The organism is Bacillus sp. BS1807G30 (genome assembly GCF_040047675.1).
In the GTDB taxonomy this organism is placed as follows: Bacteria; Bacillota; Bacilli; order Bacillales; family Bacillaceae; genus Bacillus; species Bacillus altitudinis.
This window is the reverse complement of sequence record NZ_CP157353.1, coordinates 590,919-615,405: the sequence shown is the minus strand read 5'-3', so window position 1 is coordinate 615,405 and position 24,487 is coordinate 590,919. Positions and strand designations below refer to the sequence as shown.

The following is a 24,487-nucleotide window of genomic DNA, read 5'->3' as shown; positions in this document are numbered from 1 at the left end:
ATGAACAAAATTACTTTTCCACAATCATTTCCAACGATACAGACCGAAAGACTGATCTTAAAACAAGCAACGATCGCAGATGCTGAGGATATGCACGTCTATTTATCTAATGAAACCGTGTGCCGCTATATGGGCATTGATGCACATGAAACCATCGAAGACACAAAAGGAGAAATCAAATGGTATGACAATATCTTCAAAGAACAAACAGGCATCCGCTGGGGCATTTCTCTAAAAGAAAATCCAGCCATCATCGGCAGCTGCGGCTTTCTCAATCTAGAAAAACAGCACCTCCGTACGGAAATTGGCTATGAATTACACCACGATCATTGGAGAAAAGGCATCATGAAGGAAGCGATTACTGCGGTATTGCGATATGGATTTCAGGAGATGAATCTGAATCGGATTGAAGCGATTATTGATCCAGCAAATACGTCTTCTGTTCAATTATTAGAGAAGGTTGATTTTGTGAGAGAGGGTTTATTAAGAGAGTATGAATTGGGTCAAAAGGGATTCGATGATGTGTATATGTATTCAATTTTGAAGAGAGATTATGAAAAATCTTAAATAGACAGAGGAGAAACAAATGAAAACGGATATTCATTTCATCCAAAAGCCGCAACCAGAGTATGTTTCTTTTCATATTTATGAACTCAATCCGGCGGTTGAAAAACTTGTCCAGCAAGTGGAGCAGTCAGCCCCCTATTTCTTAGCACAAGAACCCACGAAAGAAAGAGTGAAAAAGGTCTATTATCACGACATTTTATATATAGAAAGCGTTGATAAAAGATCGTTCTTGTATACGTCAGATGGAGTGTTTCTCTTAAAGGAAAAGTTATTTGAACTTGAAAAACAGCTTGAAGCGCACGATTATGTCAGGATTTCAAAATCGATGATACTAAATATAGATTCTATTGCCGCTATTTCTCCTAAAACGAGTGGCCGTTTTGAAGCAAGCCTCACAAATAAAGAAAAAGTAATGATTTCACGTTTTTATATCCAAGCATTAAAAGAGAAGCTTGGATTACGAAGGAAGTGAACAGGATGAAACGTTATATCACAAATCTTTTGATCACATTTTGTATGGTCTTTACTGCACTCGTATTGATTTACTGTTTCACGTTTGGAACGATGCCTATCTATATTTTACAAGCCATCATATTCAATTCCTTTTTTTCAAGCGCCCTGACCTTCTTGCTCTACCCAAAACAAACGTACAGCCATAAACAGATTCTTTTTCAACAAATTCTATATATCGTCCTTGTGATGTGTATGATTATGACCACCATCATCATCGTCAACGGTGAAATCAGCCCCCTTTCGTTTATCGTGAATTTCCTTGTGGTTATGGCTTTATTCTTTGTGATCAAGTACCTATTGTATAAAAAAGATCAAGCAACCGCTGAGGAAATCAACGATCTTTTACAGCAGCGTAAAAAACGAACCACTTAATATGCATCTTGGGGCGATAAATTGACATGTTAGGAAGATTTCATTGTGACTTCTGCATGATTCCACTACTCTGACGTTAGAGGAGGAATCAACATATGAAACCAATTACAATCATTCGAAAATCAGTACTTCTACTGCTGTTTTCTTTAATCATTCCAACAAGTGCAGGTGTCTATTTATCCATCAAAGAAGTAACCGACCCGATGACCATCTATCTCATCAATGGCTGTGCCATGCTGACTGGGTGTCTTTTACTTCTATTCATTATTCAAAAAAGTCGTTTTCACATGAAAGAAGTAGGTTTTCGAAAAGGATCTCTTGGTATATGGATATTTCCGATCCTGATCATCGAGGCCATTCCGTTTATTACTGGATTCAACAAGGATTTAACTGTTTCTTCCTTTCTGGCACTTTGTTTCTTCATGGTGTGTGTCGGTCTTTTTGAAGAAGGAATTTTTCGCGGCATTCTGTTCCAATATTTAAAACAAATCAACTTGAGCACTGCCATATGGGGCTCCGCCGTACTATTCGGTCTTGGGCATGCTGCGAATCTACTAAGCGGAAAAAGCCTCACCTTAACCGTCGCACAAATCCTATTCGCCTTCTTATTTGGATTCGTCGCAGCCGAAATCGTCGCACTCACGAACAGCCTGCAATGGGTGATCTTATGGCATGCCGTTCATAATATCGTGGATCAGACGACAAATGGAAATACGCCTGTCGCAATGCAAATGCTTTTGCTTTCGATTCAATGTGTCATTTTGCTTGTTTTTGCGGTGATGTTGTGGAGAAGATTAAGAACGAAAAAAGTGTTCGATAGATAATGAAAAAAGGAGGAAAGAAATGAAGGAGAACACATGGATAGAAGGCTGGTTTGAAAAGTGTGAAGAACTTGAAATCAAGCCTTGGGAATGGGATTTTAAACAAAGTTATATCAAAGAGCCGATACCAGAAAACACGTCCCCTATCAGACTTATGTTAGAGTATAAGATTGGCAAACTAAAAGAAGTTGGAATCTCTAACAATACAGGGAAAACTGGTAGTAAAGCTGATTGCGATAAAGAACCTTTTCGCATTTATAATGCTCTATGGGGTACAGGTAAAGTGATCCGTGGAGAAACAATGAATTCATTTATCACAACTTTTAACCATAGTATTTTGAAATCATCGTATTCCGTTGAGGAATTTGAAAAGATCGGAATATTAATAGATAAATCCCTTTCAAAGCAATATGCAAAATTAATTTCTAATGATTTCAATAAATTCGATTGGATTGCTGACAGAATGGAGGAGTTTAAAAAATTCGCTACTTCCACTCACAGCATTGGGAATTTCACTGTATTACCACATTGGATGAATTCAGGCCGCTATTTATTTTCTCAAGATTATTGGGATGTTACGATGTATTCACTATTTGAATTCTTTCAACCATTAGGCTGTTGGAAACAGTTCGTCGAACGATATTTCCTTCAACCTTATGTGAACGATGATGAGGAATGGACAGTGAGTGAATTTTGGGAAGGTCATTTTGCAGGTATAGGAAATTACAATCAATTAAAACCTCAAAATGAACAAGAATTAAGTGAGTACCTACATAAAGTCAATATTAGGATTGAAGAACGGGGCAAATGGATGATCAAAAAAGTCTGTGAAGAATTGAAGTTACAACACTTCACATTTTATGATGAACTAAAAGATAGGCAGATTCGATTTTCCAACGAATTGAAATAAACCATAATGAGCGAGCTCAGTGCTCGCTTTTTTATTTTCTAAAAGGGTTCCGATAAAAGAAAAATCAGATCATAAAAAGCTGATATCTTAAACGCCATATCAGCATCATGTTATCAAGCTTATTCATCATGCATATAATCCTCTTTCAGCATGCTGTATATTTCTACATCAACAACTCCTTTGCCTGACCATAAAACAGCTTGTCTAAGCAGTCCTTCTTTGATAAAACCATTTTTCAATAGGACTTTTTTTGATACTTCATTTGCCGGCATGACCTCCGCTTGAATTCTATTAATATCAATCTCTTCAAACAGAAATTTCAATAGTGTAGAGACAGCTTCTGTTGCAATGCCTTTTCCCCAATGTTCCTCTGCAAAGAAATAACCAATCGTCACCGCATTCACTTTTTGATTGATGTCCATTGTTTCGATGATACCAACTAGCGTATGAGGATTATCCTTTTGAAAGATTCCCCATTTCACTCTGCTTTTCTTCGTATAATCTCGTTCAAAATGTCCAATCATTTTTTTTACCGTTTGGAGATTATGTTTGGGAATGATCCCACAATACTGAAAGACTGTGTCATTGTCGTAAATTGAAAATAACTCTGGCAAATGACGCTCTTCCACCCTTTTTAACAATAGATTCTTTGACGCAACTACAGGAAAAGTACCAAAAAGACTTTCTATTTTCATCTCTTAATCCCCCTTATTCCTCGATAGGAATATAGATTTTCATTTTGATATCGTTCGGGCCATTCGAATGTAAGACATCTGTTATTTCAAAATCTGGTCCACTCGTTCTTTCATAATTAGAATTTGGGAGCCAGCTACCATAGATATATCTTCTAGTGTTTTGCACCATTTCATGAGAGCCACTCACTTTAAATTCTGCATATCTCCCCTCAGGAATCACTATTTTTACAAACCCTTCATTTAAATCTATATCGGATTCCTCCACTTCCTCCCCTACCACAAACGAAAAACGGCCATCATCATGAAAAGAAGTAGATACACCATAAGCCATATGAGGTGCTTTTTTCTTTGGAATCTGTTGATAATACTCCTTTTTTCCAAAATCCATATAAAACAAAGGAATGTCCGTGAAATATTCCTCACTTTGAAGGTTCGTTTGATACTCGTAACCAATGATATAAAAATTGCTTAATTGAGTCATGACAGGTTTATTCATATTGAATTCACTGTCTAACATAGATTGGTATGCTAAAAAATCCATTTTGTTTTGTTGCTTTAACACCATTTCCTCTTTTCTAAACCTAGCTGGTGTCACCCCAAAGAATTGTAAAAAAGCACGAGTAAACGCTTCTTGAGAACCATACTGGAAAGCAATCGCTATGTGTAAAATATTTTGATTTGTTTCTTTCAGTAACCTAGCAGCTTCAGAGAGCCTTCTATTTCTGATATACTCTTGCACAGAAAAACCTGTAATGGCTTGAAACAGTCGTTGAAAATGAAACGCTGAAAAGCAGGATTTCGAGGAAATATCTTTTATACTTATATTGTTTTGAAGATTCTCCTCAATAAATTCAATCGAAAGCTGTATTCTCTTATAGTAATCCATTGTTTCTCCCTCCTCTACCTTTTATTTTATTACTTCCCTCCTCTTATTTTTTGATCATTTGTGCTATTTTTAAATAACCTTCCACAAAATATTCATTCAATTTCCATAGCACAAAAAGTCAAGTTTCTTAAAAATGATTTCCGTTATACTAAACTCGTAAGGTAAAGATGTGCTCGGTTGTCCTATCAAGAACATGAGAAAACGATTCAAGGACCATTAACATCTGAAAGATAAATTACCGCTTCAAACTCTAGCAAAAAACGCTAGTTATTCTACCATTAAAACAGAAGTAAAATAAAATTAAAAATGAAGACAAGACACCCACATGACAAAAAAAATCAATTAAAAAAGATATCCCTATCCCTATCTCTTTTTTGTAATCTTGGTATAATAGAAAAAATCAGAAAAATGAGAATGCGATGATAAGGAATAGTACTTGCCGAAATGTTTTCAGAAAGTTGCTGGTTGATGAGAAGCAATAACATAAAGGTAGGGAACTCACCTTAGAGTAGCCTTAGTGAAATGAAAAGGATTGATGTAGTTAAGGTCGGCACCCCACCGTTATATGGGAAGGATATAAGATCAAACAATCTATATCCGAATAAGGGCATGATAATGTTTGTTTATCATGAAACAGGGGTGGTACCGCGTAAGAAGAAGTCTTTCGTCTCCAAGTTCAATCTTGGAGATGATAGGCTTTTTTTATTTCCAATTACAGGAGGAATCGATGATGTTTAACCACAAAAAATACGAAAAGAAATACTTTTTGCCACCGAACCTTACTTATGATTGGGTGAAAAAAGAAACATTAGAACGTGCTCCGATATGGTGCAGTGTGGACTTACGGGATGGAAATCAAGCATTACCTATTCCTATGAACTTAGAAGAAAAATTGGACATGTTTCAGTTACTAGTAGAGATCGGTTTTAAAGAAATTGAAATCGCATTTCCAGCTGCTAATGATACGGAGTTTAAGCTATTACGGACACTGATTGATCATCATATGATTCCAGAAGATGTCACGATTATGGTGATCACGCAAGCGAGAGAGCATATTATCCGCCGAACCTTCGAAGCCATTAAGGGGGTACCGAAAGCGATTGTTCATTTATATAATTCGACGTCAGAAACGCAGCGCAGACAAGTATTTAAGAAATCAAAAGATGAAATTAAACAAATTGCAATTGATGGCGCTATTTTAGTAAAAGAACTGGCCGAAAAAACAGAAAGTGATATTTATTTTCAATATAGTCCTGAAAGCTTTCCAGGAACAGAAGTTGATTATGCGTTAGATATTTGTAATAGTGTTTTAGATATTTGGAAACCGACCCCAAATCATAAAGCGATCATCAATATTCCGACAACAGTTGAATATTCAATGCCTCATATCTTTGCAAGTCAAATTGAGTATATACACAAAAATCTATCTTACCGAGACAGTGTGACATTATCTGTTCATCCTCATAATGACCGCGGGTCTGGGGTGAGTGATGCAGAATTTGGTGTGCTAGCTGGCGCCGAAAGAGTCGAAGGTACATTATTTGGTATCGGTGAACGTACAGGGAACGTAGACTTGATTACCTTGGCGATGAATATGTATTCACAAGGTTATGATCCAAAATTGAATTTCAATAACCTAGAAGCGATTCGTAAAAAATATGAAAAACTAACCAACATTACTGTTCATGAGAGACAGCCATATTCTGGTGAGATGGTTTTCACCGCATTCTCTGGGTCACATCAAGATGCGATATCTAAAGGTATGAAATATAGAAAGGAACATCATGTTGATAAATGGGACGTTCCGTATATCCCAGTAGATCCAGTTGACTTGGGGAGGAATTATCAAACGGATGTGATTCGAATCAATAGCCAGTCTGGAAAAGGCGGCATAGGCTATATATTAGAAACAAATTATGGCATTCAACTTCCTTATCAAATGAATGAAGCCATGGGATATGCAGCGAAGAAAGTATCTGATCAGACAAATAGGGAATTGTCTGTCGAAGAAATATATCATGTTTTTGAAAAGCAGTATGTTGATTTTCACCCTCATTTCCAGCTGCTTGATTATCAATTTCATAAAGGAGAGAAGCAAGAAGTCACCTTAACTTTGCTGAGAGATCATCAACAAATAGACATACAAGGAACTGGCACTGGAAGTTTAGATGCAATCAGTAATGCGTTAAAAGCACATTTTCATCTCGAGTATGATTTGGAAGTCTATGAACAGAATTCTTTGGGCAAGGATTCTCAAGCAAAAGCCTGTGCACAGATTGGTATTTCATATCAAGGAAAAATGCATTGGGGTGCTGGAATTGATAAAGATATTATTGAAGCAACAGTGAAAGCCCTGGTGGTTGCAGTAAATAAACTAGAGGTTTGGATGTAGATGGAAACAGATACACTTGAAAAACATGAAGCAATGCAATTTTTAAGAGAATATAACGAACAAGAAATCTTTTATCAACAATACCAACAGAAAAAGCACGACAATCGATCATTGCAATTATTTTTGAAGGATTATGATCAAAACAATTTCATGCAAAAGCAAATATATATAGAAGAATTTTTGCTAAGAGGGCAGAACGAATTTGAAAAAGAGGATACCATGTGGTTAGGTCAGGAGAAAGATATTGAAGTGAGAAAGTATAGCCGGTTTATGCCTCAATTGGCGGCTATCCATGATTTCTTTGAGATGATCTATGTTCTGGAAAATGAGATGTATGTAGAAGTGGAAGATAAAAAAATCGTTTTAAAATCAGGAGATATTGCCTTTATTCCACCTGACACAATACACAAGCCACTTGTAATGGAGAATACAATCGCAATTCAAATCATGATCCGTAAAAGTACTTTTCAAAAAGTGTTTTTTAAAATGTTAAAAGGAAATCATGTCATTTCAGAGTTCTTTTTGAATGCATTGTATATAAAAGAAAATAAAAATATTCTTATTTTCCATAGTCACTTGGATAAAAATTTGCTAGACTGCTCTCTGCATCTATTTACAGAAAATCACAATCGGTTTCCTGGATACCAGTTGATTATGAATAATTTGTTTGAGATATTATTATGTCTCTTATTAAGATTCAAACCAAATCATATGAACGTCATTCAGGTCAAACCATATAGTGATATACGTATGATTCAAATGCTTCAATATATTCAGCAATGTTGTGAGCATATAACACTCCAGAAGATGGCAGAGAAATTTAACCTTTCACAATCTTATCTGTCAAAATATATAGATCGTACACTCGGCAAATCATTTAGTGAGATTCGACAAGAAATAAGATTGGAAAAAGCCTGCGAAATGATAACCAGTAGTGAATTACAAATAGATGATATTGCGGGAGTCGTTGGTTATCAAAATGTAGAGCATTTCATTCGTTTATTTAAGAAAAAGTATCATCTAACACCACATCAATATCGTTTAAAAAATAGATCATTACAAGCAGAATGACGCTTTACTTAAAAGTACAATTTTAAATGTCAAATCAATACGAATAAAAAGGAGAAATCATCATGTCAATCAAGAAAGTAAAAGATTATTTTAAACAATATGAGATGGATACTCGAATTCAGGAATTTTCAGTATCTAGCGCAACCGTAGACTTGGCTGCTTCTGCATTGGGCTGCGAACCTGAAAGAATCGCAAAAACACTCTCCTTTCTAGTAAATGGACAAGCTATTTTAGTTGTGACCTCTGGCGATGCAAAGGTTGATAACAAAAAATTCAAGGAATATTTTAAAACAAAAGCGAAAATGCTGCCTCCTCATGAGGTCGTTGACTTGGTCGGTCATGAAATTGGCGGAGTATGTCCTTTTGCTATAAAGAATGGCGTTACTGTTTATTTAGATAGGTCACTCAAACGTTTTGAGACAGTCTATCCAGCCTGCGGGAGCAGTAACAGTGCTATTGAACTCACAATAAAACAATTAGAAAAACACTCCGGTTATTCACAATGGATTGATGTGTGTAAGGGATGGAATGATGAATGAACACATGAAGACGGAAGGAAAAAGTGCAATTAAACATAAAAAAGAGCTAGAAACCCTTGATACACAAAGGTTTCTAGCTCTATTATATCTATTCCCACTCGATCGTAGCAGGCGGCTTACTCGTAATATCATACACCACGCGGTTAATATGCTTCACTTCATTCACGATACGAGTCGAGATCTTCTCAAGTACATCCCAAGGGATTCTTGCCCAGTCACTCGTCATACCGTCAATAGACGTAACAGCACGGATACCGATTGTGTAATCGTATGTTCTTGCGTCACCCATGACACCTACGCTGCGGATGTCTGGGAGGACAGTGAAGTATTGCCAGATGTCGCGCTCAAGGCCGAAGTTGGCAATTTCTTCGCGTAGAATCGCATCCGATTCACGGACGATTTCTAGTTTTTCTTCAGAAATTTCACCTAGTACACGGATTCCTAGTCCTGGGCCTGGGAATGGCTGTCTCCATACGATGTCGTCTGGAATACCTAGCTCTGACCCTAGAGCACGGACTTCATCCTTGAATAGCGTATTAAGTGGCTCAATCAATTCAAACTGCATGTCTTCTGGAAGACCGCCTACGTTGTGGTGAGATTTGATTGTTTGTGCCGTTGCAGTTCCACTCTCAATGATGTCTGTGTAAAGAGTTCCTTGTGCTAAGTAGTCGATTCCTTTTAGCTTGTCCGCCTCGTCATCGAATACATAGATGAATTCGTTACCGATGATTTTACGTTTTTGCTCAGGATCAGACACACCTTTTAGCTTGTTTAAGAAGCGATCTTTCGCATCTACTTTAATCACGTTCATGTTGAAACCTTCGCTAAATGTTTTCATTACCCCTTCTGCTTCGCCTTTGCGAAGAAGACCGTGGTCAACGAAAATACATGTCAGCTGATCGCCGATGGCTTTGTGGATCAATACCGCCACAACAGATGAATCTACACCGCCGCTTAGTGCGCACAATACTTGTTTGTCGCCTACTGTTTGACGGATTTTCTGCATTTCGATTTCAATGAAGTTCTCCATTGACCATTTGCCATCGCAGTCACATACGCCGAAGACAAAGTTCTTCAATAGATCATTTCCGTACTCAGAGTGACGTACCTCTGGGTGGAACTGAACGCCATAGAAATTCTTCTCAGCTAAGCTCATCGCTGAGTTTGGACAATGTGCACTTGTTGCATCAACTGTAAAGCCTTCTGGTACTTCAACGACAAGGTCACCATGGCTCATCCAAACGACTTGATCCGTTGGAAGGTCTTTGAATAAAGCAGGTGTTCCGTTAATATGGATGTCTGCTTTCCCATATTCACGCTGGCTAGCCGCTTCTACTTTCCCGCCTAAATAGTGAGTCATCAGCTGCATGCCGTAGCAAATGCCTAGAACTGGAATGCCTAGATCAAAAATCTTTTCGTCACAGCGGAAAGATCCTTCATCATATACACTGTTCGGTCCACCAGAAAGGATGATTCCTTTCGGCGCCATTTCTTTAATTTCTTCAGCAGTTAAAGTGTGCGGATGAAGCTCACTGTACACACCAAATTCACGAATACGGCGAGTGATCAGCTGATTGTACTGACTACCGAAATCGAGAACCAAAATCATTTCATTTACTAAATTTGTCATGGTGTCACCTCTATGTCCAATATAGTTTTTATAAACGCACAGAAAAAATGAGAGGAGAAAACCTGCTCTCAGTGTAAATCACGCTTTTGAAGCGCCCAGACTCACATCCGAACGCTTCAATTTCATGTATTTTAGAAGGTTTTAATATTCACCTATTCTAACAACAGGAAGGTACGGGGTCAAGACTATCTCCTGTTTATTAAATTTTCCCATAACTTCGCCGACTGCTGCCAAAGCGCCGACGCATCTTCTCGCCTGTAGAGCGCCCGCTCATAGAACTGCGTTAGCTCAGACATGTGATGATCTCCTTCCTTGTCATCGATCAAAGAAGCGAATTCTCTTAGCGTCATGCCTGGCTTTTTCTCGATCCCTCTGCGCCTTAGCTGTTTTAATAGAGCAGCATATGCGTAAAAAAAAGCTTCCTCATCTGGCAAACGTTTTACCTTTCTCACAATAAAGATTGGCAGCCATCTTGCTCTGAACCGGTAAAGCATCCAGCCTATGAAACCAAGAAAGACAATTACACCTGCTGCGTAGCCCAAGATTGAACCAACATGAACCATACTTGGCTTTGCTTTAGCTGCTTGTTCCTCTTGTTTTGCCGCCTGTTCTGGTTCTTGTTGCTGCGGCTGCTGTGTCTGCTCGTTTTCTTGTTGATCAGATGCGGGCTGATCTTTTTCATCCTCTTGATCATCTGTTTGGTCGTTGTTAGCCGTGGTTTCATTCGTAAATGTCTCTGGGTTCGTGAACCCTTTTGTCGGTTCAAAAGTCACCCAACCACGGTTTGGAAAATACACCTCTACCCATGAATGGGCATTGTTATTGGTCACTTCATACACATTGCTTCCATCCATCTGTGTTTCATATAACTGACCAGACGTATATCCTTTCACCCATCTCGCCGGAATTCCAATCGAGCGAAGCATGACAATCATCGAGGTTGAAAAGTTATCACAATAGCCAATCATCGTATCAAATAAGAACTGATCCACATAGTCTTCGTTACGCCCAGGTACAGCGACATTTTGGGTTTCATATGAAAACTTCGCAGATCCTAAATAATCCTCAATCGCTTTTGCTTTATCATACATATTATCCTTCGTTTCCGTTAAGCTGTTCGCCAATGTTTTCACACGCTCTGGCAGCGAGGATGGGAGCTGCAAGTATTCACGTCCGACCTGCTGGTTCACTTGCTGCTTGGTCGGTACTTTGATCCGCTGTAAATCCTCTAGGATAAATGTAGGTGATAAGAAGCTGACTCGATAGTTCCCTAAATTTTTAGGCGGGTTTTGAGTAGACGGTACAATTTTCTCCGTTTTGCCCATCATTTGCAGTGGAATGTTTTCCATTGGCGTCAGCATAACCGTACCAATCGGATAAACAGCATGATTAAATCGATAATCTGATTCCATATCGACTCTCATTTCATGCTCCTCTGTTTTCACGCGATTGGTAAACCACCGGTTCGGCACATCACTCCCTTTTAACCGAGTAGGTTTCGTATCATTTGAAGCATCCTCCCAGCCTTTCCCCGTGTAAATACTTTTTGTTTCTACACGAAAATAAGACGGCTCTTTTCCGCTCCATTTAAATACCGGTGTACGGTCCTCACTAAACGGTCCCCCAAGCGACGAATCATCCGCACTATATCCCACCTTATTCTGTCCAGCGGAACCATCTTGATTCGTGACCGCTTTAAAAAACGGGACTGGGTCAGGCCATTTCGGATCAGATTTTGGCAAAGACGCACCGAGTGATGCTGATACAAGAACAAGCGCCAGCATGGGTAAGAACCAATTGAGACGCGCTTTCTGTGACACCCGCACACCTTCAGCCGAACGAAGCCGGTCGAAATAGAGCAGGCCAAGCAAACAAAAGCCAAATACCATAATTCGAACGATCGCAAAAGTCGCATCATAAGGCGTAAACGTATCAAGAATCGTGACATATACAATCGTCATCAGTAAAAAGAAAAAGATACGCTGCTGATACACAACCCAATAATGAAGCAAATAAACAAGCAGCCAAAGCAAAATATAGAACAACAATGTGCGGAAAGACGGATACATGTCACTCCACATGCCCATGCTCATCAAAGAAATATTATCTTGTATATCAGCAAACAGCGCAGGCAGATAACTTGGCTCTGATTGATAAAAAATCAAGTATAATGCGAGCAAGATCAATCCAGCACAAATAGGAAACGTCACATACCACTTCAATCGAAAGAACGTAAACAAACACGTAAGCCCTATAAAAATGATGAAATAAGACGTATGACTCGTCTCTGTAAAATCTTGAAGCGGACGAAGCCACTCCCAAAGTAGCAGAAATGCGACAGCATAATAGATGAACAACTCAAAACGGCTTTGCCGCTGATGCATATGCAGCATAAATGTTTGTCACCTCACAGTTCTTTCATGCAGCCGGTCCTCAAATAAAAGGGTCGTGTGTATCCCAGAAGCTTTAAGCCGGTCCACAAGCTGTTTTTCTTTTGCCGTCAATCGATCAACGGCTCTCTTCACTAAAAGAACGGTGATGTTCTTTCTGTTTCGATTCCCAAGTAAAATGGCAGCAAGCTCTTCTTGCAGATGACCTGTCACCACATACTTTCCTGTCTGCTGGTGCTCACTCGCTGTTAATGATTGATAATCAGGTGAACGAGAAGGCTGATACTGCACCTTTGTTAAATAGTAGAGCATGTCCTGTAAGTGCCACTCTCCTTGATCCACTCGAAATAAGTGCTGATCCCCAAGCGGGACAAGGCCTACCGGCACCCCTTTTTTCATAGCCGTTTGCAGAACCGATGCGGCCATAGACACAATCATTTCAAAAGCGGCTTCATCTGTAAAATCAGCAAACACCACCAAATCCTTTGTCTGATTCTGTTCAAACTCCTTCGTCATAAGCTGACCTCTTCTAGCTGTTGTCTTCCAGTCCACCCAAGCGAAACGGTCTCCTTGCTGGTATTCACGCACACCTGTCGTCACATTTGTCGGTTCATTTAACCAAGAGTGCACCGCTTTGCCTCCATTTTCATTCACCGATGCAGCAGATTCAACCGGAATATCCAACATTTTCGGATACACAAGCAATTTTTTCTCTAGTGGAAGAATCACTTCTTTTTCAACAAACCCAAACATATCACCCGTTTTGATTCTAATCGCCGTCAACTGATGCTCTCCCCGCACAATGTCATTGAATTGATACGAAAATCGCCACGTTTTCCGAAACCATGGAAAGATCATTCGCTTCATTTCAATCTGTTCCTGTAAATGGAAGGTATCCGGCGGTTCATCCTCAAGTATGGCGTACACGTACGGAAATAAATTCGTCCGCTTGATTTCAAGGTCAACAGACAGCACTTCCCCTGCCTTTAACCGGGTATGCTGTAATGTCCTTTTGGCTGTTGCACGAAGTGGAACAAGGGCAAACAGCAAAGCATACAAAGCATATGGTGAAAATGCATAAAAAAGGAACCAGCTCACAAAGCCGCCCTGAAACATGGCATAGCAAAAGGCTGCTGCCGTGAGGAGAAAGAGCATAAACACCCGTAACCATAGTGAAAAAGCGAAACGGTCACGTGACTTCATTGAGTCATCGACTTTTGAACTGGTACGCCAATATGCTCAATCATCTGTCGTAGCAGTGTCTCCGCCTTCTTCCCTTCATACGTTGCTTCTGATGTCAAAATCATGCGATGCGGCAATGTGTAAGGCGCCAAATACTGTACATCATCAGGAATCACATAATCCCGCCTGTTCAACAGCGCATACGCCTGAGCCGCTTTCATCAATGCAATTGAACCCCTTGGGCTCACGCCTAAATAGACAGACGGATGATTTCTCGTCGCTTGGGCGATTTCGACAATATATTCTTTAATCGACGCATCCACATGTACGGTCTGAACCGCTTGCTGCAAAGCATGGATATGATCTTTTGTCATGACTGCCTGAAGCGTGTCAATTGGCGATTGCTTCTCCTGCAAATTCAGCACCTCAAGCTCCTCCAGCATGGTTGGATACCCCATCTGTAGCTTAAATAAGAAGCGGTCCATTTGCGCTTCTGGAAGTGGATAGGTTCCCTCATACTCCACTGGATTTTGCGTAGCCATCACAAAGAAAGGATCTGCCAGCGGCATCGTTTCTCCGTCTACTGTGACACTGCCTTCTTCCATCGCTTCAAGAAGGGCTGATTGTGTTTTAGGAGAGGTTCGGTTGATTTCATCAGCCAAAATAATCTGCCCCATAATCGGTCCTTGTCTAAATTCAAACTCGTTTGTCTTTTTATTATAAATCGACACACCTGTTACATCTGAAGGCAAAAGGTCAGGCGTAAATTGAATTCGCTTAAACTCACACCCAATGGATTTTGCCAGAGCACGAACCATCATGGTCTTCCCAACGCCAGGCACATCCTCTAATAGCACATGCCCCTTCGCCAAAATCGCAACAAGGCTTAATATCGCAATATCTTTTTTCCCCACCATCACTTTATTGATGTTATCTACGATTTTTTGTAAATCTGAATGCATTGGTTCATCAAATGCCATCCTGATCCTCCTATCACGTTTCCGTCAATTTTCATATAGTCTAACTTTACCATACAACACGCATTTGCATGAAACATCAACACGTAGAAAAAAGAAGCCTTCTCACGACGGAAAAGACTTCTGCTCCTCTTTAGGTTCACTTGCTGGTTCCATATGAACATGAGAGTGTAGAATATCATGTTCCTGCTTCATTCTGCGTTCAATTTCATCTGCAATATCATGGCTTTCTGCGATGTTTAAATGCGGTTCTACTTCAACGACCACATCCACATGGACGGTGCTTCCAAGATAACGAGCTTTAATGTCTTTCAAATCGCCCACTCCTGGTGTCGCTTCAATCGTCTCTTTATATTTAGACATATCTTTTATATGAAAACCGTCCGTTAACGAATGAGACGCATCTCTGAAAATCTCCCACGCCGTTTTACAGATAATTAAGCCAATCACAAACGCAGCAAGCGTATCAACCCACGCCAGCTGAAATTGAGAGGCGATAATTCCGACAAACGTCCCGATACTCACATAAGCATCTGATTTATTATCAGCCGCTGCCGCATATAGCGCCTGGCTATTAATTCGTTTAGACAGTTTACGGTTATACATATACACGCCATACATCACAACAGCACTTCCTGCTGCCGTCCAAGCTGCAATCATATCAGGCGTTTGATGCTCTGATGAGAAAAGCGATTGGCCTGCACTCAGCAAAACCTGAAGCCCGACAAGCATCATAATAAAGGAAGCTACAAGTGAGGCAATATTTTCAGCTCTAAAATGACCGTATGGATGATCCTCATCAGGTGGCTTCTGAGAAATACGCAGCCCAATTAATACGGCAAGCGAAGCAATGATATCTGTCGTATTATTCAAGCCATCTGCGGAAAGGGCTTCTGAATGAAACACATACCCAATGATCAGTTTGACAGCAGATAAGATCACATAGGCTATAATGCTGACCCAAGCACCTGTTTCACCTTGTCTTAATTCGTTGTAGCGCTCCATACCGAACAGCGCCTCCTCACACATTACTTTTCTATATTTATCTTACAAAGCCAAGCCCGTGTGGGTCTACAGCAACATGATTCGCTTGAATCAGCAAAATAGGATACATAGAAATGTGTTGACCTAAGCAAACTTATTTTTATAAGGTCAATTGACCTCAAGACCTACTCCCATCAACGTTTTTCAAAACCACCCCGAAAAATGAAAAAGAACAAAATCACTCTACTGTACAATTGTCAGAATAGTTTTATTTTAAAACACAACTTTTCTTTCTTCCTTCTTATGCTATTTTTAAGAATGGGCAGAGGAAAATGAGGGAACATAATCTCTCAAATCCTTTATACTTTTTAACATCATGTTAAGAGGTTTGAAATGTCAGTTTGATAACCTGTCCAATGCTGAATGACAATTCAGTATGATAAAATTTAAAATATTCTAAAAACAAACTCTCGAATAAAAGAGAAATGTTTGGAGGTAAAGAAATGTCCAACATGACAAACGGTCTTCAAAAAAACCTTAAGACAAGACATATTTCAATGATCTCCATTGCCGGGGTCATTGGGGCAGGGCTATTTGTTGGTAGTGGTGCTGTCATTCATTCTGCAGGGCCTGGATCGATTCTTTCCTATTCATTTGCCGGACTTCTGGTCATCTTTATTATGAGAATGCTTGGAGAAATGGCATGTGCCTATCCGACAAGCGGCTCTTTCTCACAATATGCGAGCGACGCCATCGGCCCGTGGGCTGGGTTTACAATCGGCTGGCTTTACTGGTTCTTCTGGGTCATCGTCATCGCCATTGAAGCCATTGCCGGTGCTGCCATTATTCAATATTGGTATGGAGATGCACCTGTTTGGCTCACAAGTCTTATCCTCACAATCCTCTTAACTTTGACAAATATCTTTTCTGTTAAATCTTTTGGCGAATTTGAATATTGGTTTTCATTGATTAAAGTCGTCAGCATTATTCTATTCCTACTCATTGGTTTTGCATTTATCTTTGGTTTTGGCGGTCATCATACTGCAGGTCTTGCCAATTTAACGGGGAATGGCGGTTTCCTTCCAAACGGGTTCGGCTCTGTGCTCCTCGGGATTGTCGTTGTCATCTTTTCATTCATGGGAACCGAGATTGTAGCAATTGCCGCAGGTGAGTCAGCAGACCCTGTCAAATCTGTGACAACAGCTACTCGTTCAGTTGTATGGCGTATTATTGTTTTCTACGTCGGGTCGATCGCTGTCGTTGTCACGTTACTCCCATGGAATTCAGCGAGTATTTTAACAAGTCCGTTCGTTGCAGTATTAGAATACATCGGTGTCCCATCAGCCGCTCAAGTCATGAACGTCATTGTTTTAACAGCCGTTCTTTCTTGTTTAAACTCCGGCCTATACACAACGTCCAGAATGCTTTATTCATTAGCTGAAAGAGGCGAAGCACCAAAACGTTTTATGAAAATCAGCAAACGCGGTGTCCCTGTAGCAGCTACAGTCGCTGGTACCTTCTTTTCCTATATTGCCGTCATGATGAACTACTTTTACCCTGAAACCATCTTTCTATTTCTAGTCAATGCCTCTGGTGCCATTGCACTTCTTGTCTACTTGGTCATTGCCGTTTCACAATTAAGAATGCGTCGTAAAATTGAAAAAGAAAATCCAGAACAACTCAAAATCAAAATGTGGCTGTTCCCATACCTTACGTACTTTACCATTTTGGTCATCTGCGCCATCTTGGCCTCTATGCTGTTTATCGAATCAATGAGACCTCAGCTCATACTGACAAGCATCATTACCATCAGTGTACTAGTCGCCTACTTCATCTTTAAACCAAACAAAAAAGTGCCTGCAAGTGCAGCGCTTGAAAATAAACACCCTTAATTCTCCCGCTGAAAAGCGGGTTTTTTTATTTTATTCACCTATTTGGATGTCCGCACTTATAATGTATCAAATTGATTTTAAGTGAGGATTAGTCAACATGAACCTAGAAAAGTTTGTTGACGAGCTGCCAATTCCAGAAGTCGCAGAGCCCGTCAAAAAAAACCCAAAACAAACGTATTATGAAATCGCTATGGAGGAGGTGTTCCTAAAAGTTCATAGAGATCTGCCCCCAACCAAGCTATGGACCTATAATGGCAGTTTGCCTGGTCCAACCATTAAAGCGAATCGAAATGAAAAGGTCAAAGTGAAATGGATGAACAAATTGCCGCTGAAACACTTCCTGCCTGTCGATCATACCATTCACGCTGGACATCATGATGAACCCGAAGTCAAAACAGTCGTTCACCTGCATGGGGGCGTGACACCTGCAAGCAGTGACGGTTATCCAGAGGCTTGGTTTTCGCGAGACTTTGAAGCGACCGGCCCCTTCTTTGAACGAGAGGTTTACGAATACCCTAATCACCAGCAAGCATGCACATTGTGGTATCACGATCATGCCATGGCATTGACACGATTAAATGTATACGCCGGATTAGCTGGCTTTTATTTGATCTCAGATGCATTTGAAAAATCGCTCGAATTACCAAAAGATGAATATGATATCCCTTTAATGATCATGGACCGGACGTTTCAGGAGGATGGCGCACTGTTTTACCCAAGTAGACCAAATAACACACCAGAAGATAGTGACCTTCCAGATCCCTCCATCGTGCCATTTTTTTGCGGGGAAACGATTTTAGTCAATGGAAAAGTATGGCCATATTTAGAAGTAGAGCCGCGAAAATATCGTTTTCGTATCTTAAACGCGTCCAATACAAGAACTTACGAGCTTCATCTAGATAACGACGCCACAATCTTACAAATTGGATCTGATGGCGGCTTTTTGCCAAGACCTGTTCATCACCAATCTTTTAGCATTGCACCTGCTGAACGTTTTGATGTCATCATCGACTTCTCAGCTTACGAAAACAAAACGATTGTTTTAAAAAATACGGCAGGCTGCGGTCAGGATGTCAATCCAGAAACAGATGCGAACATTATGCAATTTAAAGTCACTCGTCCGCTCAAAGGAAGAGCAGCTAAAACGTTACGTCCGATATTCAAACCACTGCCACCGCTCCGGCCGAGCCGAGCTGATAACGAGCGAACGCTGACCCTTACTGGCACACAAGATAAATATGGGCGCCCGATTTTATTACTAGATAACCAGTTTTGGAATGATCCTGTCACAGAAAATCCTCGACTTGGCAGTGTAGAGGTATGGAACATCGTTAATCCAACAAGAGGTACACACCCTATTCATTTACATCTTGTTCAATTTCGAGTGATTGATAGAAGACCATTCGATACAGACATCTATCAATCGACAGGTGAAATCGTGTACACGGGACCAAATGAAGCGCCTCCTTTGCATGAACAAGGTTACAAGGATACGATTCAGGCGCATGCCGGTGAAGTCATTCGAATCATCGCTCGGTTTGTCCCATATAGCGGACGATATGTGTGGCATTGTCACATTTTAGAACATGAGGATTATGACATGATGCGGCCGATGGATATCATTTAGTAAATATGAAACCTCCTCTCTGTTAATTGCGTAATATGAAAAAGGGCTAACAGCTTCTATATATTAGCCCTCTATTTTCTTTTCAATCTCCATGAGAAAAAACGAACAATGTATCGCATGAATGGCATTTATTTGAACATTCCACACTTAAAAAGTTGACGAAGTAAACCGATAATACTACTATATACCCATTACCTCTATCAAAAGGCACTTAAGAAACCATGCACAAACAAATAGAAAATCGTCATAAAAAACGGAGGAGTTCAATTTGAATGAAGAAAAAGAGACTTGCCAGGTCAAGCAAGAAACAGTGGCAGGTAACAGGGAGAAGCTTTCAATTCATGAAAATGAGAGCATTCGATCAAACATTGAACAACTAACAATTGAACTCGGTGAACAAAAAGAATTCAATCACTTCATATTAGATGAAAAACAGAAGGCCATCAGCACATTATCGGCTCTCATTGCAAAAGGTGATTGTGATGAAGAGTTAAAAGCTCATTTTGTACAAGCATTACATATCGGGCTCTCTGTTATAGAGATTATGGAGATCATTAAGCACTGTACAAAGGTTGCAGGATTCCCTCATTCCATTAATGCCTTGTTTATTTTTCAAAACTTACTAGATGAAAACAATAAATAAATAAGAGAAAACGAGAAGTCTTCTGTCCTCTCGTTTTTTTATTTCCACTTACTTTACTCTCTTACGCTGATTCTGTCACAGCAGCAAAATATCAAAATACCACTCATTTCCTTATTTAAAAAGTGCTGTTCATTTCACAAATCCGCATTTTTCACCGACACATCCCATAACAAAATAAAAAAACGTCCAGTTATATGAAATAACTGAACGCGCATCTTTTACCGATTGACAGTGAAATTGTTAACAATCCCGCCTTCTTTCTCCCAAGCGGTTTCTACTGTTTTCTTCTTAATATCGTATTCAAAAATGGTTCTGACCTTCGCCTTTCGTCCTGTGTCATCCTTTAATTCCTTTGCGTTCTTTGCAACACCTAAGAAATAAACAGATGTACCATCCGCAGAAAATTGCGGCTGGGCAGCACTTAAAATACGCACATCTTGGCTGTTTTTAACGAGTGTCTTCGTTTTTCCTGTATCTACATCCATCACCTTAATAGATGATACTTCTTTTTCATTTCGAACCTTCACTTCTGTATAAATGAGTTTTTTATGATCTGGCGAAAAAGAAATATCATTGATGGTTTGAGAAATACGTGCAATTCGCTTACCCTTCTCACCTGTTTGAAGGGTAATTTTCATGGTCGTTGGTTCAGGATCCATTCCTTTTTCATTTGCCTCATCCGTCTTTTTATAATCCTCTTTTAACGAATAATGCTGAATGGCCAACAGATTTGATGCTGGATCATAAGCAAAAGAACTCACCGTATCATCATCACTTTTTTCTGGATATAACACTTTCACTTTCTGTGTTTTCAAATCAAAAGACGCTACATAAAATTGCTCACCTGAATCCTTGTTATACCTTAGATATAACTGTTTTCCGTCACCAGAAAGTCTCATACTGTCGATTGAATCGTCACTCGTAAAGAGCGTTTTTTCTTTATCCGTTTTCACATTCAATTCCCGTATACTTACTTTTTGTGTGTCTTCATTTGTATACGTGTAGTATAAAAGCTGTTTCGCCTGATCATAAGCAATTGAAGGATATGCTGTCAGTTTCTCTGTATGAAGCGCCTTGTCATGCAAGTAATAAGTATTGTTTAACTTTTGATCCGTAAAAGAAACAAGCAATTCGTCTTTTGCATCTTGATTTGTTTTCACATTTCCTTCCTGTTTCGCCTCTTGCCCAGGCTTCATCATGAAGAAAATAACGGCCGCAATCACTGCGACTCCAATCACTGTGATGATCCACCATGTTGATTTTTTCATTGACTTTCAGACCCTCTCCACAAGAAAAGAAGCCAGAAAATGAACTTTTCCCGCTTCTTTGCATGCCTATGTATTAATAAGTGTAATGCCCTTTGACGACACCTTTACTTGTTGAATACCCAAGTGCTTTGAATGCTTTCGGACTTACGTCTAATACTGCGTTTGGCATTCTACCTACATCATATTTATATACTGTAATCACTTTATGTGGTTTCGCTTTTGTTGTCACTCTTAGTTTTGTACCTTTTTTCGGTACGTCAAATCCCATTTTTGTTGCTGCATCCCAATGACCGAGTTTTTTTCCATCTGCGCCTTTTTTACCGACACCATTATACCAAGTAATATTGCCGCTTACTTTTTTTGCACTTGCTCCATGTGAGAAACTAAACGCTAAAAATAAACTAGCTACTGTTACGATTGTCGCGATAAGCTTTTTATTCATTAAAAAATCCTCCGTATTTGGTTTCTGACCCTATTATACATGAAGATGCACCCAGTTATTTTACAGTCACATTACAATTCGAATACAAGTTGACCACTTAATGACCGATTTTGTTCATAAATTTCACCAAAAACAGCCAGAACATCGTAAGTAGACCTCCCCTTTCGTTTTATATAATAGAAATGAATCAAAGATAAGGAGGAATTTTCATGAAAAAGTGGTTCATCGTTTTGAGTGTAAGTTTGATCTTTGTTTTGATGCTTTCAAGTATTCCTGCCTCTGCGGCTGGTCCTCGTCACGGCGCCATCGTGACACAAACGGATGAAGCCAAATGGTCAGGTATCTCGGCTGATATTGTGCTGCCAAAAACAGCCACTATTAAAAATGGCTATGCCGACTGGTATCTTGGTCTCGGTTCTGCCGTTGTTGAAAGCGGGATTTCAAAAACATCTTCTGGCTATAAGGTCTTCCTGGGCACCGGCTCCCAAGGCGGCAGTCAATATTGGAACAGCGAATACGATTCAAGTATTAAAGATGGTGCACGTGTCAACTTAAAGCTCATCAACAATGGTGATGGCACAGTGTCACTATACGTCAACGGGAAACTGCGTTATAAACAGCCTGTTTTCAATCCTAGTCGTCTGAAAGACCTCGATGTCGTCAAAATGGTTCACGGCGTACAAGATAATGGAACAAACAGCTACTCGCAAGCAAGCTTCTCTAATGTACAGCTCCGTGCAAATACATCTGGAAGTGTCTATAAAAAATGGGACGGCACCGTCAAATCATCTCTTTTACGCAAAAATCTAGAATCTGGTGCTCCGGCTCCAAAATTCACGGTCATTTCGTCTATCCCACTTAGTACAACCCTTTCAGCACAATAAAACACGAGCACCCAGCTTTGGGTGCTTCAAAATTGCTGACAAAGAGCTAAAATGATTTTATTTTAGATCTTTGTCTTCTTTTCAGCGTGCAAGAAAACCTTTGCAGTCTAGGAAGGGCGAGCACCGGCGCGCAGGCCTGACACCGAATGCGAGGGTTTGTCTACACGCGGAGCACCCAACTTTGGGTGCTTTTGATTGTTCACAGCTTATCAACACTTCTCTTTTAATCAAAACATCAATTCATGGTAACATAAGCATACATACTTTGAAGAACAAAGGAGAAAGAACGTGAGAAAAAGTCTACTTGTTTTCATGAGTCTTGTTGCAACCTTCTCTATCCTAGCAGCTTGCTCAAATACGGCAAAAGAAGAAAAAACAGAATCTACGGCACTTCCAACGATTAATGAACGCATTCAAAATGAAACGAAAGAGGTCATGGAGCAGTCTAAGCTCGTAAAAGACACAGCGATCACCGTTGATCAAAAGAAAAAAGTCATTTCCTTAAACGTGACGGCTTCATCTGAGACCAATAGTGATTACGCTGAAGTCATTGGTTTGAACTATGCCAAAACACTAGCTATTGGTGCATCCACTGAAAAGGAAAACAACCTGCATAAACCGGAAAATGACAGCCTCGGCGCCCTCTACTCCTTTTATGACCTAAACATTACCGTGAAACAGGAAAATGGAAAAATACTGTCAAAAGGGAAGAAAACAACAAATGAAACAAAGATTACCTGGGAGAGAGCCCAGTAATTGGACAAGAAAATTCTTTATGGATTTTCTTGTTTTTTTTAACAAAACTATTAACATTGTGAAAAGAATGCCGATGAGTAAGATTGTGTTGGTTCTTAAGTACCAATAATTCTTATTTACATATCGGGGGAAAGTACCATGAAAAGAACAACGGAATTTGTTTTAGGCTTAATTGGAGGTATTTTTGGATTTTTCGGTGCAATGTTTGCCATTGCCTTTGGAGGACTCGATGCCGCATTTAGTGAATCAGGTACGAGTCAAATCACAGGATTAGGCTGGGCAGCGATGCTTTTCTCTATTCTTGCGATTGTGGCATCTGTTATCGTGAAGAAAAAAGCAAAGCTTGGCGGGATTTTATTATTAGTATCTGCTGTTGGTGGTATTATTTCTATTTCTATGTTCTTTATCCTTCCAGCTGTATTAATCCTCATCGCAGGATGCATGGGTGTGTTTAGAAAAGAGCCTGTCAAAACAGTTCCTGCTGAATAACGTTCACATAAAAGAAGCTTGTAGAGGATCGCTCTACAAGCTTCTTTTATTGTATATTTTCATTTAAATCTTCTCTTATGATATCAATCAGCGTGTCAATATCCGAGTGAGCTCTAGATGCTAATCGTACCAGCAAATGATCGATATCCTCATACAAATGACGATCTTTCAACATATACTTCCCATAATACGGAATGACAAAGAAATAGAGCAAATCAGCTACTTCTAGTGCAACGTCATCACCAACTTCATTCTTTAGCGCCTCCCCAACACATTGGATCAGCCAATTCAAATCTTCTTTCTTTTCAATCGGAACGTACATCAGCTGATGAATACGGTCCGTATCTCCCGTTTGTAAAATCTGCTCCGCTACTCCCTTTGATAGAGCACCAATCTCTTTAGAAGATATATTAAGAACCGTGAATTCATTCTCTGATCTGTCTTGATCCATTTGCAGCACGTTTTGGTCCATCTCGACTCACTCCCCGTTCTCAGATACTTTTATTATAAGGAATTCATCTGATTTTTTATGGAGATAGTGGATTTTTTTATGTAAT

At 39.7% G+C, this 24,487-nt stretch carries 24 protein-coding genes and 1 other annotated feature; of the genes, 14 read left to right on the top strand and 10 right to left on the bottom strand.

What is annotated here, in order from left to right; translation table 11 throughout:
* From ABG082_RS03125 to ABG082_RS03105, 5 genes are all read left to right on the top strand, one after another.
* Nucleotides 1–567, top strand: coding sequence for a GNAT family protein (locus tag ABG082_RS03125; RefSeq protein WP_249855802.1), 567 nt, complete (start codon nt 1–3; stop codon nt 565–567).
* Nucleotides 568–586: 19 nt separating this feature from the next.
* A complete protein-coding gene (locus ABG082_RS03120; protein WP_206114231.1) occupies nt 587–1,039 on the top strand; it encodes a LytTR family DNA-binding domain-containing protein in 453 nt (150 codons plus the stop codon).
* A gap of 5 nt (nt 1,040–1,044) precedes the next feature.
* Complete coding sequence (locus tag ABG082_RS03115) at nt 1,045–1,452, top strand: hypothetical protein (RefSeq protein ID WP_348936524.1); 408 nt, start codon at nt 1,045–1,047, stop codon at nt 1,450–1,452.
* Between the two features lie 95 nt (nt 1,453–1,547).
* Entirely contained in the window at nt 1,548–2,276 is a 729-nt protein-coding gene (locus ABG082_RS03110; RefSeq protein WP_348936523.1) for a CPBP family intramembrane glutamic endopeptidase, read from the top strand.
* A gap of 19 nt (nt 2,277–2,295) precedes the next feature.
* Nucleotides 2,296–3,183: a hypothetical protein gene (locus ABG082_RS03105; protein ID WP_348936522.1), complete on the top strand. Its 888-nt coding sequence runs from the start codon at nt 2,296–2,298 to the stop codon at nt 3,181–3,183.
* Between the two features lie 119 nt (nt 3,184–3,302).
* Here the strand turns inward: ABG082_RS03105 and ABG082_RS03100 are convergent, their stop codons facing one another.
* A complete protein-coding gene (locus ABG082_RS03100) occupies nt 3,303–3,878 on the bottom strand; it encodes a GNAT family protein (RefSeq protein WP_348936521.1) in 576 nt (191 codons plus the stop codon).
* A 13-nt stretch (nt 3,879–3,891) separates the two neighbouring features.
* Nucleotides 3,892–4,764, bottom strand: coding sequence for an AraC family transcriptional regulator (locus ABG082_RS03095; protein WP_019743771.1), 873 nt, complete (start codon nt 4,762–4,764; stop codon nt 3,892–3,894).
* A gap of 410 nt (nt 4,765–5,174) precedes the next feature.
* Nucleotides 5,175–5,439, top strand: a binding site (T-box leader).
* A 55-nt stretch (nt 5,440–5,494) separates the two neighbouring features.
* Here ABG082_RS03095 and ABG082_RS03090 point away from each other — a divergent pair.
* The 3 genes from ABG082_RS03090 to ABG082_RS03080 all read left to right on the top strand — a co-directional run bounded on the left by ABG082_RS03090 (nt 5,495) and on the right by ABG082_RS03080 (nt 8,766).
* Nucleotides 5,495–7,156 (top strand): 2-isopropylmalate synthase, encoded by a 1,662-nt coding sequence (locus ABG082_RS03090; protein ID WP_272511923.1) that lies wholly within the window; start codon nt 5,495–5,497, stop codon nt 7,154–7,156.
* On the top strand, nt 7,157–8,227 hold the full coding sequence (locus tag ABG082_RS03085) for a helix-turn-helix domain-containing protein (RefSeq protein ID WP_348936520.1): 1,071 nt from the start codon (nt 7,157–7,159) through the stop codon (nt 8,225–8,227).
* A 62-nt stretch (nt 8,228–8,289) separates the two neighbouring features.
* Nucleotides 8,290–8,766, top strand: a complete 477-nt coding sequence (locus ABG082_RS03080; RefSeq protein WP_272511925.1) for a YbaK/EbsC family protein — start codon at nt 8,290–8,292, stop codon at nt 8,764–8,766.
* An 88-nt stretch (nt 8,767–8,854) separates the two neighbouring features.
* Here ABG082_RS03080 and guaA read toward each other — a convergent pair whose 3' ends face one another.
* The 5 genes from guaA to ABG082_RS03055 all read right to left on the bottom strand — a co-directional run bounded on the left by guaA (nt 8,855) and on the right by ABG082_RS03055 (nt 15,950).
* Nucleotides 8,855–10,396, bottom strand: coding sequence for a glutamine-hydrolyzing GMP synthase (gene guaA, locus ABG082_RS03075; protein ID WP_008344342.1), 1,542 nt, complete (start codon nt 10,394–10,396; stop codon nt 8,855–8,857).
* Between the two features lie 185 nt (nt 10,397–10,581).
* Nucleotides 10,582–12,789, bottom strand: a complete 2,208-nt coding sequence (locus ABG082_RS03070) for a transglutaminaseTgpA domain-containing protein (RefSeq protein WP_348936519.1) — start codon at nt 12,787–12,789, stop codon at nt 10,582–10,584.
* Nucleotides 12,790–12,798: 9 nt separating this feature from the next.
* Complete coding sequence (locus ABG082_RS03065; protein WP_348936518.1) at nt 12,799–13,989, bottom strand: DUF58 domain-containing protein; 1,191 nt, start codon at nt 13,987–13,989, stop codon at nt 12,799–12,801.
* Entirely contained in the window at nt 13,986–14,948 is a 963-nt protein-coding gene (locus ABG082_RS03060) for a MoxR family ATPase (protein ID WP_017366721.1), read from the bottom strand. The genes ABG082_RS03065 and ABG082_RS03060 overlap by 4 nt, the downstream gene beginning before the upstream one ends.
* 102 nt (nt 14,949–15,050) lie before the next feature.
* Nucleotides 15,051–15,950 carry a cation diffusion facilitator family transporter gene (locus ABG082_RS03055; RefSeq protein WP_008344349.1) on the bottom strand — a complete coding sequence of 300 codons (900 nt, stop codon included), beginning with the start codon at nt 15,948–15,950 and terminating at the stop codon, nt 15,051–15,053.
* Between the two features lie 482 nt (nt 15,951–16,432).
* Here ABG082_RS03055 and gabP point away from each other — a divergent pair, with 482 nt between their 5' ends.
* From gabP to ABG082_RS03040, 3 genes are all read left to right on the top strand, one after another.
* Complete coding sequence (gabP, locus tag ABG082_RS03050) at nt 16,433–17,821, top strand: GABA permease (RefSeq protein WP_348936517.1); 1,389 nt, start codon at nt 16,433–16,435, stop codon at nt 17,819–17,821.
* A gap of 97 nt (nt 17,822–17,918) precedes the next feature.
* Nucleotides 17,919–19,448: a multicopper oxidase domain-containing protein gene (locus tag ABG082_RS03045; protein ID WP_008344352.1), complete on the top strand. Its 1,530-nt coding sequence runs from the start codon at nt 17,919–17,921 to the stop codon at nt 19,446–19,448.
* Between the two features lie 268 nt (nt 19,449–19,716).
* Nucleotides 19,717–20,091, top strand: coding sequence for a carboxymuconolactone decarboxylase family protein (locus ABG082_RS03040; protein WP_007496965.1), 375 nt, complete (start codon nt 19,717–19,719; stop codon nt 20,089–20,091).
* A 218-nt stretch (nt 20,092–20,309) separates the two neighbouring features.
* Here the strand turns inward: ABG082_RS03040 and ABG082_RS03035 are convergent, their stop codons facing one another.
* Together ABG082_RS03035 and ABG082_RS03030 are read right to left on the bottom strand one after the other, a co-directional pair.
* Nucleotides 20,310–21,359: a hypothetical protein gene (locus ABG082_RS03035; RefSeq protein WP_052320937.1), complete on the bottom strand. Its 1,050-nt coding sequence runs from the start codon at nt 21,357–21,359 to the stop codon at nt 20,310–20,312.
* A gap of 73 nt (nt 21,360–21,432) precedes the next feature.
* Nucleotides 21,433–21,801: an RlpA-like double-psi beta-barrel domain-containing protein gene (locus ABG082_RS03030; RefSeq protein ID WP_008344356.1), complete on the bottom strand. Its 369-nt coding sequence runs from the start codon at nt 21,799–21,801 to the stop codon at nt 21,433–21,435.
* 209 nt (nt 21,802–22,010) lie between these two features.
* Between ABG082_RS03030 and ABG082_RS03025 the strand changes: the two genes are divergently transcribed.
* From ABG082_RS03025 to ABG082_RS03015, 3 genes are all read left to right on the top strand, one after another.
* Entirely contained in the window at nt 22,011–22,685 is a 675-nt protein-coding gene (locus tag ABG082_RS03025) for a hypothetical protein (RefSeq protein WP_039170029.1), read from the top strand.
* Nucleotides 22,686–22,973: 288 nt separating this feature from the next.
* A complete protein-coding gene (locus ABG082_RS03020; protein WP_348936516.1) occupies nt 22,974–23,441 on the top strand; it encodes a hypothetical protein in 468 nt (155 codons plus the stop codon).
* Between the two features lie 138 nt (nt 23,442–23,579).
* Nucleotides 23,580–23,930, top strand: a complete 351-nt coding sequence (locus ABG082_RS03015; protein WP_008344359.1) for a DUF4064 domain-containing protein — start codon at nt 23,580–23,582, stop codon at nt 23,928–23,930.
* Between the two features lie 46 nt (nt 23,931–23,976).
* Here ABG082_RS03015 and ABG082_RS03010 read toward each other — a convergent pair whose 3' ends face one another.
* Nucleotides 23,977–24,402 (bottom strand): hypothetical protein, encoded by a 426-nt coding sequence (locus ABG082_RS03010; RefSeq protein ID WP_348936515.1) that lies wholly within the window; start codon nt 24,400–24,402, stop codon nt 23,977–23,979.
* Nucleotides 24,403–24,487 lie beyond the last annotated feature (85 nt).